The sequence below is a fragment of the uncultured Neglectibacter sp. genome (genome assembly GCA_937958185.1).
Classification (GTDB): domain Bacteria; phylum Bacillota; class Clostridia; order Oscillospirales; family Acutalibacteraceae; genus Acutalibacter.
In genome coordinates this window covers 1-15,444 of the sequence record CALFFN010000007.1, presented here as the reverse complement: position 1 = coordinate 15,444, position 15,444 = coordinate 1, and the positions used below count along the sequence as shown (strand labels likewise).

General features: G+C 54.7%; 9 protein-coding genes, 1 tRNA gene and 1 pseudogene. All 11 read left to right on the top strand.

What is annotated here, in order from left to right:
* The first annotated feature begins 223 nt into the window (after positions 1–223).
* The 11 genes and pseudogenes from AB8996_RS02235 (at position 224) to AB8996_RS02185 (ending at position 15,337) form a co-directional block, all read left to right on the top strand.
* On the top strand, positions 224–1,936 hold the full coding sequence (locus tag AB8996_RS02235) for an ABC transporter ATP-binding protein (RefSeq protein WP_369297345.1): 1,713 nt from the start codon (positions 224–226) through the stop codon (positions 1,934–1,936).
* The gene (locus AB8996_RS02230; protein WP_369297344.1) at positions 1,937–3,730 is read left to right on the top strand and encodes an ABC transporter ATP-binding protein; all 1,794 of its coding nucleotides are present in this window, start codon (positions 1,937–1,939) and stop codon (positions 3,728–3,730) included. It begins immediately after the preceding gene.
* 140 nt (positions 3,731–3,870) lie between these two features.
* On the top strand, positions 3,871–4,650 hold the full coding sequence (locus AB8996_RS02225; RefSeq protein ID WP_369297343.1) for a hypothetical protein: 780 nt from the start codon (positions 3,871–3,873) through the stop codon (positions 4,648–4,650).
* A 325-nt stretch (positions 4,651–4,975) separates the two neighbouring features.
* Positions 4,976–6,037 carry a glycosyltransferase gene (locus AB8996_RS02220; RefSeq protein WP_369297342.1) on the top strand — a complete coding sequence of 354 codons (1,062 nt, stop codon included), beginning with the start codon at positions 4,976–4,978 and terminating at the stop codon, positions 6,035–6,037.
* A 161-nt stretch (positions 6,038–6,198) separates the two neighbouring features.
* Positions 6,199–6,261, top strand: a pseudogene (locus AB8996_RS02215) (zinc-ribbon domain-containing protein); the annotation flags it as partial.
* 153 nt (positions 6,262–6,414) lie between these two features.
* A complete protein-coding gene (locus tag AB8996_RS02210) occupies positions 6,415–8,349 on the top strand; it encodes a hypothetical protein (protein ID WP_369297360.1) in 1,935 nt (644 codons plus the stop codon).
* A 217-nt stretch (positions 8,350–8,566) separates the two neighbouring features.
* Positions 8,567–12,169, top strand: coding sequence for an immunoglobulin-like domain-containing protein (locus AB8996_RS02205; RefSeq protein ID WP_369297341.1), 3,603 nt, complete (start codon positions 8,567–8,569; stop codon positions 12,167–12,169).
* A gap of 94 nt (positions 12,170–12,263) precedes the next feature.
* Entirely contained in the window at positions 12,264–12,575 is a 312-nt protein-coding gene (locus AB8996_RS02200; RefSeq protein WP_369297340.1) for a Dabb family protein, read from the top strand.
* Positions 12,572–14,011, top strand: a complete 1,440-nt coding sequence (locus AB8996_RS02195; protein ID WP_369297339.1) for an MATE family efflux transporter — start codon at positions 12,572–12,574, stop codon at positions 14,009–14,011. Before AB8996_RS02200 ends, AB8996_RS02195 begins: the two co-directional genes overlap by 4 nt.
* A gap of 68 nt (positions 14,012–14,079) precedes the next feature.
* Positions 14,080–14,155: transfer RNA gene (locus AB8996_RS02190), tRNA-Ala, on the top strand.
* A 387-nt stretch (positions 14,156–14,542) separates the two neighbouring features.
* Positions 14,543–15,337 carry an NYN domain-containing protein gene (locus AB8996_RS02185; protein WP_369297338.1) on the top strand — a complete coding sequence of 265 codons (795 nt, stop codon included), beginning with the start codon at positions 14,543–14,545 and terminating at the stop codon, positions 15,335–15,337.
* Positions 15,338–15,444: the final 107 nt, after the last annotated feature.

The following is a 15,444-nucleotide window of genomic DNA, read 5'->3' as shown; positions in this document are numbered from 1 at the left end:
CTTTAGCATATCAAAAAGTTTTACTTTGTGCAACCTCTTTGAAAAATTTTTATCTTCCTCCGCTTTTTTAATTAAAATAGCAACACAGGAGAGAAATTTTCCCGAAATAGTTGCATAACCAACTATTTTATGCTACAGTATTCGTCGGAAAAGCTCTTGAAAAATCCACTATGGGTACGCGAATAGAGAGGGGCGCCCTCGCAAAGGGAGGAATTTGGGAAAAATGAAAATGATCCTGCGCTATTTGAAGCCATTCATTCCCAGAATGGGGCTGGGGCTGGCGATCAAATTCTTCGGCACGGTAATGGACCTGCTGCTGCCGTGGATGCTGTCGAAGATCATTGACGAGGTGGTGCCGCTGAAGGACATGGGGCTGATCGCCCTGTGGGGCGGCGGCATGGTGCTGGCTGCCATTCTGGCATGGGTCACCAACATTATGGCGAACCGCATGGCGGCGTGGGTCGCCCAGCACACCACTGAGGAGATACGCCACGACCTGTTCGTGAAAATTTCCAGCCTGTCCTGCGCCCAGGTGGACGCGTATTCCATTCCTTCCCTGGAATCCCGCCTGACCAGCGACACCTATCACGTCCACCAGATGATCGGAATGTTCCAGCGCATGGGGGTGCGGGCGCCGATTTTGATGATCGGCGGTATCCTGGTCACCCTGACCCTGGACCCCGCCCTGACGCTGGTCATGCTGTGCACCCTGCCCTTTACGGCGGCGGTGATGGTCTATGTCTCGAAAAAGGGCATTCCCCTGTACCAGGAGCTGCAAAGAAAATCGGACGCCATGGTGCGCACGGTGCGGGAAAACATTTCCGGCATTCGGGTCATCAAGGCGCTGTCCAAAACGGAATATGAGCAGGAGCGCTTTGCCGGGGTCAACGGGCAGGTGGTGGAGCAGGAAAAGAAAGCCGGGCTTACCATGGCGCTGAGCAACCCGCTGGTGAACCTGTTCCTGAACGCCGGGCTGACCGCCGTGATCCTGGCGGGGGCGTTCCGGGTGAACGCCGGGCTGACCCAGCCGGGCAGGATCATTGCCTTCCTCACCTATTTTACCATTATTTTGAACGCCACCATGAGCTTCAGCAGGCTGTTCGTCATGGGCTCTCGGGGCGTGGCTTCCGGCAACCGCATTTCCGAGGTGATGGACACCCCGGAGGACCTGAGCGTGTCCCCTGCCCGGCGGGAGGAAACGCCCTACCATGTTGAGTTCAAGCATGTGACCTTTTCCTATGGGAAGAAGGAGCCCAGCATAGAGGATATCAGCTTTGCCCTGAAGCCCGGGGAGACCCTGGGCGTGATCGGCGCCACGGGCAGCGGAAAGTCCACCCTTGCCGCCCTGCTCATGCGGCTGTACGACCCGGATTCGGGGGTGATTTCCATTGGCGGCGTCCCTGTTTTCGCCATTCCGCCGGAGGAGCTGCACACCAAGTTCGGCGTGACCTTCCAAAACGACGTGCTGTTTGCCGACACCATCTATGAAAATATCGACTTTGGCAGGAAGCTGCCGAAGGAACAGATCGAAAAAGCTGCCCGCTGCGCCCAGGCGATGGAATTTATTTCCGCCCTGCCGGACGGCTTCCAGCATATGCTCACCGCCAAGGGCACCAATCTCAGCGGCGGGCAGAAGCAGCGGCTTCTGGTTGCCCGCGCTTTAGCGGGGACGCCGGAGATCCTCATTCTGGACGATTCCTCCTCCGCGCTGGACTACAAAACGGACGCCGCCCTGCGGAAAGCCCTGCGGGAGGAATACAGCGGCGTGACCTCCGTCATCATCGCCCAGCGGGTCAGCTCCATTCTCCACGCCGACCACATTCTGGTGCTGGAGGAGGGCAGAGCCCTGGGCTACGGCACCCATGAGGAACTGCTGGAGACCTGCGGCGTCTATCAGGAGATCGCCAAAATCCAGATGGCAAAGGAGGAGATGTAAATGCCGCCACGTGGACCCGGAGGGCGCCGCGGACCCAGCGGAGCCACCGAAAAGCCAAAAGACAGGAAAAAGGTGCTGCTGCGCCTTTGGAACTATATTTACGCCCATAAATGGATGGCGCTGGGGGCGGTGCTGCTCACGGTTGCCAGCAATCTGCTGGCGCTGCTGGGGCCCTATCTTTCCGGGCAGGCGATAGACGCCATCGGCATAGCGCCCGGAGAGGCGGATTTCCCCACCGTCTTCCTGTTCTGCGGCTTGATGATCGGGTTTTACGCCCTGTCCGCCGCCCTGTCCTATGTGCTTTCCATTTTGATGATCCATTTGAGCCAGAAGATCGTCTACCGTATGCGCAAGGAGGTGTTCGACCGCCTGACGGAGCTGCCGGTGGGGTATTTTGACCGCCACCAGACCGGGGATATCGTCAGCCGTATTTCCTATGACATCGACACGGTGAACGCTTCCCTTTCCAACGACCTGCTGCAGATCGCCGCCAGCGCCATCACCGTGCTGGGCTCGCTCATCATGATGATCGCCATTTCCCCGCTGCTGGTGCTGGTGTTCGCCGTGACCATTCCCATGTCCATTCTCTTTACCCGGTACATGACCAGGCGGGTGCGCCCCCTGTTCCACAAGCGTTCCGTCATGCTGGGCGAGCTGAACGGCTTTGTGGAGGAGATCATTTCCGGGCAGAAGACCACCAAGGCGTACCACCGGGAGGAAGTGATGATCTCCCGGTTCGATACCCACAACAAGGAAGCGGTAAATGCCTACTATAACGCCGATTATTACGGCAGCATGATGGGACCCTCCGTGAACCTGATCAACAACCTGTCCCTGGCGTTTGTCAGCATTCTGGGGGCGATCCTGTTTTTGTGGGAGCGCATTACCATCGGCAGCCTGTCCTCCTTTGTGCTATACTCCCGGAAGTTTTCCGGTCCCATCAATGAGATCGCCAATATCGTCAGCGAGCTGCAGTCCGCCTGCGCCGCCGCCGAGCGGGTCTTCCGGCTGATTGACGAGGAGCCGGAGCCTGCCGACGAGCCGGGCGCGGAATCGGTTTCCAACGTGACCGGGGACGTTGCCATGGAGCACGTGAAATTCGGCTATACCCCGGAAAAAACCATCATTCACGATTTGAGCCTTCACGCCCCGCCGGGGGGCTTGATCGCCATTGTAGGTCCTACCGGGGCGGGCAAAACCACCCTGATAAACCTGCTGATGCGGTTCTACGACCCGGATTCCGGCGTGATTTCTTTAGACGGCAGAAATATCCGGCAGCTCACCAGAAAAAGCCTGCGGCTGTCCTATGCCATGGTGCTGCAGGACACCTGGCTGTTTACCGGGACGATTTTTGAAAACCTTGCCTACGGAAAGAAGGACGCCCGCCGGGAGGACGTGGAAGCCGCCGCGAAAGCCGCCCATATCCATCGGTACATCATGGGGCTCCCCCAGGGCTACGACACGGTGCTGGACGAAAACGGCATGAACATTTCCCAGGGGCAGAAGCAGCTTCTGACCATTGCCCGCGCCATGCTGCTGGACGCGAAAATGCTGATCCTGGACGAAGCCACCTCCAATGTGGACACCCGCACGGAAATGCGTATCCAAACCGCCATGCGGGAGCTGATGCAGGGGAAGACCTGCTTTGTCATCGCCCACCGCCTGTCCACTATTCAGAACGCCGACAACATTCTGGTGGTACGTGACGGCGACATTGTGGAGCAGGGCGACCACAAAACGCTGATGGCGAAAAACGGGTTTTACGCCGGGCTTTACAATTCCCAGTTCCAATAAAAACACAGAATTTCAAAATTATGTCAACCTCCAGCCGGGTTTCCGGCTGGAGGTTTCACTTTTCCAGCCTGTCCGCATATTCTGGATTGTGAGAACCCTCTCACAATTTTCAAAATAGAACGGAGGGAGATTTTTTATTTATGAAGATCTATCGAGGGGAAGGGTGCTGTGACGACCACCAGGACAACTGCTGTCCTCCCTGCCCCTGCCCTCAATTTTGCCCTGTTCCGGGTCCGAAGGGACCCACAGGCGCGACTGGTCCTACCGGCGCGACTGGTCCTACCGGCGTGACTGGTGTCACGGGCGCCACGGGTGTCACGGGCGCCACGGGTGTCACGGGCGCTACAGGCGTGACCGGCGCTACAGGTGTCACCGGCGCCACAGGCGTGACTGGCGCTACAGGAGCTACAGGAGCTACAGGCGCCACGGGTGTTTGCGACTGTCCCTGCCGCTCCCGAGGGGAACTGGCAGGCAACGGCGGCATGGAAGCCTTTACAGGCAGCGTGCCTACCGGGTGGACGGCAAACAACGCCTCCCTGACCTCCAAGGTCGCCCAGCAGGGTCGCGTGCATTCGGGAAGCTCCGCCGTCAATTTGGAGAACGGCGCGATCCTCACGCAGGATATCGCCATTACAGGCGGCTGCTTCTACGGGCTTTCCTTCTTTGCCCGGGGAGAAGGGGCGCAGGTGGGGTTGACCGCTACCCTCACCTTCTACAACGAGGAGAACGAAGCCACGCCCGGTCTTACCATCACGGTGCGGCAGCAGGATATTCCCACAGACAACCGAAATTATGCCTACTACCGGGGCGTTTCCGTGGCAGCGCCCAGCGACGCCGTCACCCTGCGGGTGCAGTTCAGGGTAACGGCAAACGGCGGGCAGAGTTTGGACCTTGACGATGTTTCTCTCGTAATCGCTTAACCAAACAGGCGGAAGTAGAAAGGCGCGGTCTGTTAGACCGCGCCGAGCGGGGCGAAAAAATTTTCGTCCCGCTCAAACATATGGGGAAATCTCTGATTTCCCCATATGTTCTGATTGAAAAGTGAAAGAGAAGTCTTACCTCCGGCTCGGTCAACGCTGAACGGTCTCCGCCGGAGACCAGCGCCCCTGACGGTTCTCTCTCACAACTCTCTTCCCCTCCGTATTCTTTGCCAGCGGTTTTATTGGGGGGTTGAGCGCGGTCTAAAAACCGCGCCGTACTTATCTATTGAAAGAGGGGAGCATTATGGTCACAGTCAGTTTATGTATGATCGTCAAAAATGAAGAAAAGAATCTGCCCCGCTGTTTGGATTCCGTCCGGGAGCTGGTGGACGAGATCGTGATCGTGGATACCGGCAGCACGGATAGAACCAAAGAAACCGCCCGCAGCTACACGGAAAACGTATCCGATTTCCCCTGGCAGGACGACTTTGCCGCCGCCCGGAATTTTTCCTTTTCCAAAGCCTCCATGCAATACTGCATGTGGCTGGATGCCGACGACGTGCTGGAGTCGGAGGACCGGGAGAGGTTCCGGCGCCTGAAGGAGAGCCTTTCTCCCGATACGGACATGGTAATGCTGCGGTACCACACCGCCTTTGACGAGACCGGCAGCCCGTGCTTTACCTATTATCGGGAGCGGCTGATCCGGCGGGACGCGGGCTTTTTCTGGCAGGGCGCGATCCACGAAGCCATCTCTCCGGCGGGGAATGTGGTTTACAGCGAAGCGGCGGTGTCCCACCGAAAAACAGACCCGGGAGACCCGGACAGGAACCTGCGCATTTTCCAGCGCCTGCTCCGGGAAAAGGGAACGCTTGCGCCCAGGGAACAGTTTTATTACGCCAGGGAGCTGACCGCCCACGGCAGAGATACCGAAGCGGTGGCGGTGCTGGAAAAATTCCTGGATTCCGGGGAAGGCTGGGTGGAAAATGAGATCGAAGCCTGCCGGGACCTGTCCGCCTGCTTCCAGCGGCTGAATGAGCCGGAAAAATCCTGCTCCGCGCTGCTTCGCAGCCTGCGGTTTGGACCGCCCCGGGCGGAGGTTTGCTGCGATCTGGGCGCTTTCTTCTTTGACCGCGCCGATTTTTCCACGGCTGCCTATTGGTACAGGCAGGCTTTAAGCTGCACCCGCAGGGATACCGATGGCGGCTTTGTCATTCCCGATTGCTACGGGTACCTGCCCTGCCTGCAGCTTTGTGTATGCCTGTACCGCCTGGGCGATTTGAAAGGGGCGGAGGAATACAACCGAAAAGCAGGGGAGTTCAAGCCAAACAGCCCTGCCTATCTCTACAACAAAGCGTTCTTTGAAAGCCGATCTGCGGCGGACGGCTGAGAAAAGTGTCCGCCGACAAAAATTTGGTGAGACTTTTTCCCGAAAAACTTGAACTTTCTCTGGAAATCCTGTATGATTTAGACAGGAAAAATCATCTGCTTCCTGAAGTATATCTTTGGTGGCACTGTTTCGGCAAAATGAATTTTTGGGAGAAATGACTTATGTTTTGTATGAAATGCGGCGCTCAACTGCCCGACAACGCGAAATTCTGCTACAAGTGCGGCTGTCAGATTCCGCAGCAAGGCGATGCTGTTCCATCGCCGGCGGCACCCGTTCAACCGGCAGCAGCACCTGTTCAACCAACGGCAGTGCCTGTTCCGCCAACGGCAGCAGCGACACCCGTTCAACCGACAGCAGCGCCCGTTCCGCCGTCGCCGGTGGCGCAGACACCTTCCCCGGCACGCCCCGCCCCTGTGCCCCCTGCCCAGGCTTCCGCACCGCCCTATGCCCCGGTCATCAAACAGCGCCCCAAGTGGCTGATCCCCGTAGTTTTGGGGGCGGTAGCGCTGTTCGTGATCGTTGCGGCCGTCCTCGCCTCAACGCTGCTGGGTGGCGGAGGCGCTGTCCCCATTGAGCCGGACGCGCCCGCGTCCTCCGTCACCGCTCCTCCTGCCACGGACTTCCAGCGGTATGAAAACAGCGCCACCTGCTTTGCGCTGGACTATCCCTCCGATTTTACTTACAGCGAGCCGAACACCAACAACGTGCTGTTCGCTCTGGGCGACCAGTGCCGGGTAGTGGCGGAATACGCCTATGTCACCACAAAGAACTGCTTTATCTATTCCGCGGAGGATTTCGCCGACCAGCTCTTTGCCGATCCCACCCTGCTTGCCAGCTGGGTGGGCGCGGAAAATGTCTACCTTACGGACAACTCTGAGGAAAAGGTCAACGGTAGGGACTGCTACTCCTTCGGCTGGGAGCTGGAGCAAAACGGCAAGCAGTACGACGGCTGCCTGTATCTCTTTGACACCGAGGGGGATTTCGGCTGCTACACCTTCCTGTGGATGGTGGAAAAAGGAATGCCGGGGGAGGACCTGCGCAGGGAGCAGGTCCGGCAGATGCTGGAAAGCTTTGAGATCACCGGGGCATACCAGGCGGAGGGGTACACGCTCTACACCTCGGAAGCCCCGGACGAGCTGGAAGTGATCCTGCGGGACGACCTGGTGCGGCGGGAGCCGGAGCTGGGGTACGAAAAAGAGATCCTCAAAAACTATGTGAAATTCTATGCCACCGAAACGGGGCAGTCCACTGTCAGTATGTATACGGATAAATATTCCACCGTCTCAACAAACCCGGACAGCGACGACTTCGCAAAGGTTGTGGACACAGCGGTGAACACCTACCGCAAGGACAAGGACTGCCGTGATTTTCAGATCATCTCGGAGCTTACCCGGCTGGACGACGTCGGTCGGTATCCCTTTGTACAGCTCGGCATGCAGTTCCACTATACCGGGTACGGCGCGGATCAGGACCATTTCTGCTATAAGGTCTTCTTCCCCCATGGCGGCAGCTACTGGATCGCCGAGCTGCGGGCGACGGAAGAAAACGCCCAGCAGACCAGCGACCTGCTGTCCGATTTCCTCATGTCCCTCCGCGTTGACGACAGCGGGCTGGAATTTGGGGACGACGCCTTCGGCTCCCTTTCCAGCGTGAGTGTGGGCTCCGCTTCCGGCAGCGGCACGAACAAGCCCAGCTCCTCCGGCGGCGACAAGAACCAGATGGTCGATGAGATTTTAAGCGAGGTCGAAAGCCGCTCGGATTTCCTTGCCCCTGACAGTTACTATGAGCCCCTCGTCAGCCTGACGGACATTGACAAGAACGGCGTCAGCGAGCTTCTGGTGCTGTATAAAACAAAGGATTATCAGGTGAAATACTGCGTGTGGAGCTTTTTGCGCGACAGCTATTCCCTGCTGAAGGAGGATATCCTTTACGCGGAAGTGGGCGGCAACAGCGGCAGTCTCGGTCTCGCGCTGGACGAAAACAACATTCCCTATCTGGTGCTGGAAGCCCGCAGCCCACAGGGGGACCGCTTCCACAATACTTACACCTATATCCCCTGGAACCACGAGCAGACCGAATTTTCCGATCATGAGACGGTAGTTCTGGAATCCTCCGGCACCTACGGCGAGGAGGAAAAGGGGACATATACCCTTGCCGGCACCAAGGTAGACAAGAAGATTTTTGACGACTGGCGGGACGACTTCACCCAGAACTGGACGGCTCTGGATTTGAACAAAGGCGAGGGCAACGGCGGGAACAATATGTCCTTCCACCGTATCCGCGAGCTGGATATGAACACCATGACGTTTTGAGTTTTAGAACCAGTGGCAAAAACAGTGGAAGAAATTCCGAGCTATGTGGAATATCGGTATAAAGTAACATTACTGCTGGAAGACGGCACTGTGACGGAAGAAATGATTTCGCTCTATGGCAGTATCGATTAATTGATTGAGAAAAAGCAAAGCATAGGAGATTCTGGCTTCTATGCTTTGCTTCCATCTTGCTGATTCCCCATAGGAGGTATCCTTGATGAAACGCATAATTTCGTTGTTGCTTATGCTTGCAATATTGATTTTCCCCAAATTTCCGACGGTAAAAGGGCAAGCTGCCGAATCTAAGGCGGGTTTTTTAGAGCAAGAAGAAGCGATGGTCTGCTGTGCAACAGATTCGATGCCGCAAAAACTCAATGATACGTTATCAGAGGAAAAGAAACCATCCTTTTCGGGGGACGACACCCCCTATGTTCCTAGTTTTAACCCAACTACTTCACTAATTACAAATCAGTTAGACTCGGAGGGACGTATGCCTTCTACCGGAAACGTCAAACTTTTGGTACTGCCGGTAGCTTTCCCGGATTATCCTGAGTATCAGGAGAACTATGATGAGGAAAAATTGCATCATAGCTTTTTTGACGATTATAATCCTGATCTGAAAATATCAGAGCAATCGGTAAGAGGTCTGTATCAAAAATTTTCTTTCTGTAAGCTGAATATTTCTGGTCAGGTTCTTCCTTTGGTTGTAGCACCGGAAACATCTGATTATTATTCAGAAGACACCGGAATAGTTGTAAAAGATGATACGCGTATACAAAAGTTATATCAGGAAGCGCTTCGCCGCTATATTGAAAACGGTGAATTTGATCCCTCTGAATATGATAGCGATAATGATGGGTACATAGACGGATTGGTGATTAAATATTTACGACCTAGTAGTTCTGGTCAGTGGTGGCCTAAGATTTGGTCTATCGGAAAGAACAAAACGTTTGGTTCGAAAGCTATAAATCGGTTTTCTCATACTAGTATTAAATCAAATGTTGATACAGACGTTCACGAAATAGGTCATTTGTTTGGTTTGCCGGATCTTTACAATGATGATAGTTCTAACGCAATCGTCAAAGATCTACCGGAAATGATGGCAAATGATTGTCCTTATTTTAACCCTTTTCATAAAATTCTGCTTGGGTGGATAGAGCCTCGAATTTTAACAAACGAGCCTGTATCACAGATAGATCTGTATGCCGAGGGCTTTTCTGACGATCCGCTTGTCTCGGAAAATCAGGCAGTGGTTTTCTGTCCCGATCCGTTACTGTTTCCCTATGGCGAATATTTTATTGTAGAATACCGTACTGGGTTTCCAGATGATCCAAAACATAAAAATATGTCTTTTACTACAACCCCCGGAGTTATCATTTGGCACGTGGATATCATGCTTGACCAAAACGGCACTGGATATTATCCCTATCGAAATCTTGATGAGCGTCATAAAAAACGCTTAAATCTGGTTACCAAGTCTGAACGCGACCGTTTTCGTGGAGAAGAAGATATTCTGTTGGAAGGAGATGTGTTTTCATCGGATACAACGCCCAACAGTGATTTTTATGACGGCACATACACAGGCGCCTATTTAGAGGTGGAAAGCATCACACCGAAAAAGGCCGTCATAAAGGCCGGATTTCGTGATCCCGATTTATCACCGCCACCAACAATTGAATTTGATTTTGTGAAAGCAATAGGAAGAGCAGATAATGTTATGGTACACGACTTCTCTATTGGAACAATAACATTCAGACAGGGTGATTTGCTGATACCAGTAGAAGATATAAAGTCGATCCATAGCTATTGTAAAACATCGTTTTATAGTGAAAATGAATATTATAGCGAACATGGTGAAAAGGTTCAGGAAATTCAATACGTTTATTCATTTGCGGGCTATGATATAAAAACAAATCCGAGTGATGCATTGGTACACTTTGGGATACTGGGCGTTCACCCATATCCGAACGGGATTGCAAGAAGGATTTATCCAGCCGGCACATTTCGCTATAGAGGGAAGTATAACAAAACTGCAATCTCCCCATTCGTATATATCGACAACACCTCGCCGGAAATTGAGCTCAAAGGCTCTACCCCACAAATCATAGAACGCGGAGAAACCTATACCGAGCTGGGCGCAGAGGTAACGGATAATTTAGACCCGGATATCAAGGCAGGAAAACTGGAGGGTAAACTGGAAATAGATTCTTCCCAGGTAGACACGGCAAAGTGTGGAACGTATACCGTGACCTATACCGCTACCGATCACGCAGGCAACAAAACCACAGTGGAACGGGAGGTTATCGTACAGGATACTATAGCCCCCACTGCCACTGTAAGCTATTCTACCCTTGCGCCCACCAATGGAGATGTGGTAGCGACCATCACCCCCTCCGAGCCGGTTACGGTGACAAATACGGAAAACGGCAGCCTGAGCTACACCTTTACCGAAAACAGCAGCTTTACCTTTGAATTTGAGGACGAAGCTGGAAACAAAGGCACGGCTACTGCCACGGTGAGCAATATCGATAAGTCTCTGCCCACAGGAACCGTAAGCTATGATATTACCGACCCTACCAACCAAAATGTCACGGCGACACTAATGGTAGACCCCACCATTGCGATCCTCAATAATGGTGGCAGCAATACCCATGTGTTCACCGAGAACGGCAGCTTTGAATTTGAGCTTCAGAATGTCGCGGGAACAAAAGGCACTGTGGCCGCCACTGTCACCTGGATCGATAAAGAAGCACCCACGGCAACGGTAAGCTATTCTCCCCACAAGCTGACGAATCAGGGCGTGACTGCCACCATTACCCCCTCGGAAGAAGTGACGGTAACGAACAACGGCGGTAACTTGAGCCATTCTTTCCCGGAAAATGGCAGCTTCATCTTCGAGTTTGAAGATGAAGCTGGAAATAGAGGTACGGCAACCGCCATGGTAGACTGGATCGATAAGGAGCCACCTGTTATTACCCCGCTGGGAGCGAACCCTGTTACCCTCAAACTGGGAGAAGTATACGAGGAACCGGGAGCGGAGGTCACAGATAACCAAGATACGGAGATACAAAGTAAGCTGGAAATCGACGCTTCGGCGGTGAACATGGAAAAAGCGGGAACCTACACGGTGAAGTATAGTGTCACGGACAGCGCGGGAAATCTTGCGGAAGCGACCCGCACGGTGAAGGTGGAAAAGCCGGGGACTCCCACGCCACCCACGCCGACACCGCCGGACCCGCCCCAGCCAGTCATAGAGCTGCCCTTTACAGATGTAGCCAAGGGAACCTGGTATTATGACGCTGTAAAATTCATGTATGAAAATGGTCTGATGGCAGGAACGGGAGAAGATACCTTTTCGCCGAATATGACTACTACCAGAGGAATGATCGTGACGATCCTGTGGCGCCTGGAGGAGAAACCCAAGAGCCATGCTGTCATGACCTTTACGGACGTGAAACCCGGCGCCTTTTATTACGACGCTGTCCGCTGGGCGGCGGAGCAGGGGATTGTAAAGGGGAAATCCGCCACGAGTTTTGCTCCCGACGATCCTATTACCCGGCAGGAGCTGGCAGCGATCCTGTACCGCTACGCCCAGCTCGGCGGTAGAGGGGGCATTCAAAATGGCACGGAGATCCTGCGGTTCCCCGATACCGGCGAGGTTGCCGATTGGGCGAAGGAAGCCATGACCTGGACGGTGGATCAGGAAATCATCTCCGGCAGGGGAAACGGGCTTCTTGTCCCGAAAGCCAACTCCACCAGAGCCGAAGTCGCTGCTATGTTTATGCGGTATTGTGAACCCGCTTCCGCATTTCAAAAGTAGCGGTTTTCCCCAAATGTGAAATTTTCTCCACTGCTTGAAAAAAAGCTGGAAAAGCAGTATACTCAAATAAGTGTGTTTTGGGGAGGAAAGGAAAATGATCCAGCATATTGTCCTGTTCAAATTTAAGGAAACTGCGAATGGCAAAACGAAAGCTGAAAATCTTCTGGAAGCGAAAGAGCGTATGCTTGCCATGCGGGGGAAAATCCCGGAGATCGTGGAAATGGAAGTGTACCTGAGCGCCCCCGGCGCGGCGCCCTCCAATTATGACTATGCGCTGGTATCCAAATTCCGCAGCATGGAAGATCTGGACGCTTATCAGAAGCACCCCCTCCATGTGGCGTTCGGCAATTTTGTCAAGGAACTGCGGGAGCCGGACGGCAGAGCCTGCGTGGATTTTGAGGTATGAGCGACCGTATCTCCTCTCTGCTGGGCGCGGAGGGCTCTCCCCGGACAAAAGACACTCTCTCGGCAATTCTGGTGCTGGCATGGCCCGCTATTTTAGAGCAGGTCATGATCACGCTGGTGCAATATGTTGACACTGCTATGGTGGGCTCGCTGGGGTCTGCCGCCACTGCCGCCGTGGGCTTGACCGCAAGCACCACCTGGCTGTTCGGCGGCTTGTTCGGCGCGTCCTCCGTGGGCTTTTCCGTGCAGGTTGCCCAGCACTTGGGCGCGGGACGCAGGGAAGACGCCCAGCGGGTAACCTGGCAGGCGCTGCGGTTCGTGTGCATTTTCGGCGTCCTGGTGGGGGCTGTCGGCGTGGCGCTGTCTTTTCCCCTGCCCGCCATTCTCAATGCCCAGGAGGGCATTCGCGACGACGCTTCCCTGTACTTCCGCATTATGGCGTGCGCCATGCCCTGCACCCTGGGGGCAAATATGTTCAGCGCTATTTTGCGCTGCGCGGGCGACACCAAAACGCCCATGATCCTGAACATTCTCATCAATGTGCTGAACGTGTTCCTGAATTTTCTCTTTATCTATCCCACCCGGACGGTCTCCCTGTTCGGCGCGTCCTTTACCATGTGGGGTGCGGGCTGGGGCGTGGGCGGCGCAGCTTTTGCCTCCGCCACCTCCACCACCGTGGTGTGCATTTTGTTCCTGTTGGTGCTGTTCCGCAAAAATTCCCCGGTGCGCATTTCCATGAAGCGGCGGTACCCCTTTGAAAAGCTTTGCCTGCTCACTGTCTGGCGGCTGGGTCTGCCCGTGGCGCTGGAACGCACGCTGACCAGCCTGGCGCAAATCATCATCACCTCCCTGATTGCCGGGATCGGCACGGTGGCGGTGGCGGCGAACCATCTGGCGGTGACGGCGGAATCCCTCAGCTATATGCCGGCATACGGCATTTCCGCCGCTGCCACCACATTGGTGGGACAGGCAGTGGGCGCAGGACGGAAAGACCTTGCCATGCGCTTTGCCCGGCTGATCTCCTGGCTGGGCGTTGGCATTATGACCCTTGGCGGGCTGGTGCTGTATCTCTTCGCGCCCCAGCTCATTATGATTTTCTCCTCCGAGCCGGCGGTGATCGAGCTGGGCATCCAGGTGCTGCGCATCGTGGCGTTTGCCGAGCCGCTGTTCGGCGCGTCCATTGTAGCGTCCGGCGCGCTCCGGGGCGCCGGGGATTCCAAGGTGCCCTTCCTGCTGAGCCTTGCCACCATGTGGGGCGTGCGCGTGGCGCTTTCCCTGCTGCTGGTGGGTCCTTTGGGCTTGCCCGGCGCGTGGCTTGCCATGGCGGCCGAGCTCTGTACCCGCGGCATTGTTTTTATGATCCGCCTCTACCGCGGGCGCTGGCTGAAGATCGATTTATTTCGCCAGAAAGAAAATTTGCGGTCGGAAAAATCATAAAAAGGCTTTACAACTCGTCTGGTCTGTGTTAAAATAATTGTGCTGTTTTGAAGAAAAGCAGCACATATGGGCCCGTAGCTCAACTGGGAGAGCGCCAGGTTCGCAATCTGGAGGTCGAGGGTTCGATCCCCTTCGGGTCCACCACCGCGTCGCAGCAAGCCCTTGCGGCTCGCTGCGGCTTTTTTAATCCGCAGCTTCGCTTTTCGGGCTGCTGCTCCTTTCCGTGAAAGATCACGCTTCTATCGGCTAAATCCTTACAAGTGCGGATTTTTAACGCCGATTTAGTCGCTACCAATCTTTCACGGTTATAAGGACAAGGGACATTTGCTTTTCATGCACAGGGTCTGACCGTTAAGAAACTGTCCCGGTGGGACAGTTTTAGGGCAGAACGGCGAGCCAATAGGCGTGAGAACGCCTAGTCGATCCCCTTCGGGTCCACCAATATCGGGAAGGCAGCCCTTTTGGCTGGCTTCCCGGTTTTTATAAATCGAAAAACCGCTATGGGGGCTGCCCCGGAAAGGACAAATGCTTATGCCAAACGATTCCCGGTTCGCTGTGCTGATCGACGCGGACAACGTGTCCGTCAGGTACATCAAGATCATTCTGGACGAAATCTCCAAGGACGGCATTGCCACCTACAAGCGCATTTACGGGGACTGGACAAACCCTGCCCTTGTCTCCTGGAAAAGCGCGTTGCTGGACAATTCCGTGCTCCCCATTCAGCAGTACAGCTACACCACGGGAAAAAATTCCACTGACTCCGCCATGATCATCGACGCCATGGATATTCTCTATTCCGGGCAGGTGGAGGGCTTCTGCCTGGTGTCTTCCGACAGCGATTTTACCCGGCTTGCCGCCCGGCTGCGGGAATCCGGCATGACGGTGATCGGCATGGGCGAAAGCAAGACCCCCAATTCCTTTATTTCCGCCTGCAATAAGTTCAAATATCTGGATATCCTTGCCACCGCCGAGGACGACGAGACGGAAGACGTTCACAAGCCCCAGAACGCCCAGCAAAGCAAAAAGACCTCCAAAAAATCCAAGGAAAAGCCTGAGCAGAAAAAGGAATCTTCTCAGGAACTGAAAACCGATTTGAATACCATTCGCCGGGCGCTGCGCACCATTGTGCGGGAAAATTCCGACGAGGACGATTGGATCTTTATCGGCAAGGTGGGCAATATCCTGGGTAAGCGCTACCCGGATTTTGACGTGCGGAATTACGGCTTTACCAAGCTGACCCCTTTCCTGGACTCGCTGGATATGTTCTATATCAAGGGAGAACGCAAGGAAAACAGCCCGCCCCAATACTATGTGCAGTTAAAATAGTGAAATGTTGTCCGCGCCCCCGTCCTGTATGTGTTGCAGGGCGGGGGCTTTTTGGTTTTTTCCGCTGTTTTTGGGAAAACTGGAAAAGCAGGAAAAAATCTCCGAAA

Bases quoted from the DNA above. Each gene is read 5' to 3' on its own strand.
- AB8996_RS02235 (WP_369297345.1), top strand. From the start codon at position 224: ATGAAAATGATCCTGCGCTATTTGAAGCCATTCATTCCCAGAATGGGG.
- AB8996_RS02205 (WP_369297341.1), top strand. From the start codon at position 8,567: ATGAAACGCATAATTTCGTTGTTGCTTATGCTTGCAATATTGATTTTC.
- AB8996_RS02225 (WP_369297343.1), top strand. From the start codon at position 3,871: ATGAAGATCTATCGAGGGGAAGGGTGCTGTGACGACCACCAGGACAAC.
- AB8996_RS02230 (WP_369297344.1), top strand. From the start codon at position 1,937: ATGCCGCCACGTGGACCCGGAGGGCGCCGCGGACCCAGCGGAGCCACC.
- AB8996_RS02200 (WP_369297340.1), top strand. From the start codon at position 12,264: ATGATCCAGCATATTGTCCTGTTCAAATTTAAGGAAACTGCGAATGGC.
- AB8996_RS02195 (WP_369297339.1), top strand. From the start codon at position 12,572: ATGAGCGACCGTATCTCCTCTCTGCTGGGCGCGGAGGGCTCTCCCCGG.
- AB8996_RS02220 (WP_369297342.1), top strand. From the start codon at position 4,976: ATGATCGTCAAAAATGAAGAAAAGAATCTGCCCCGCTGTTTGGATTCC.
- AB8996_RS02185 (WP_369297338.1), top strand. From the start codon at position 14,543: ATGCCAAACGATTCCCGGTTCGCTGTGCTGATCGACGCGGACAACGTG.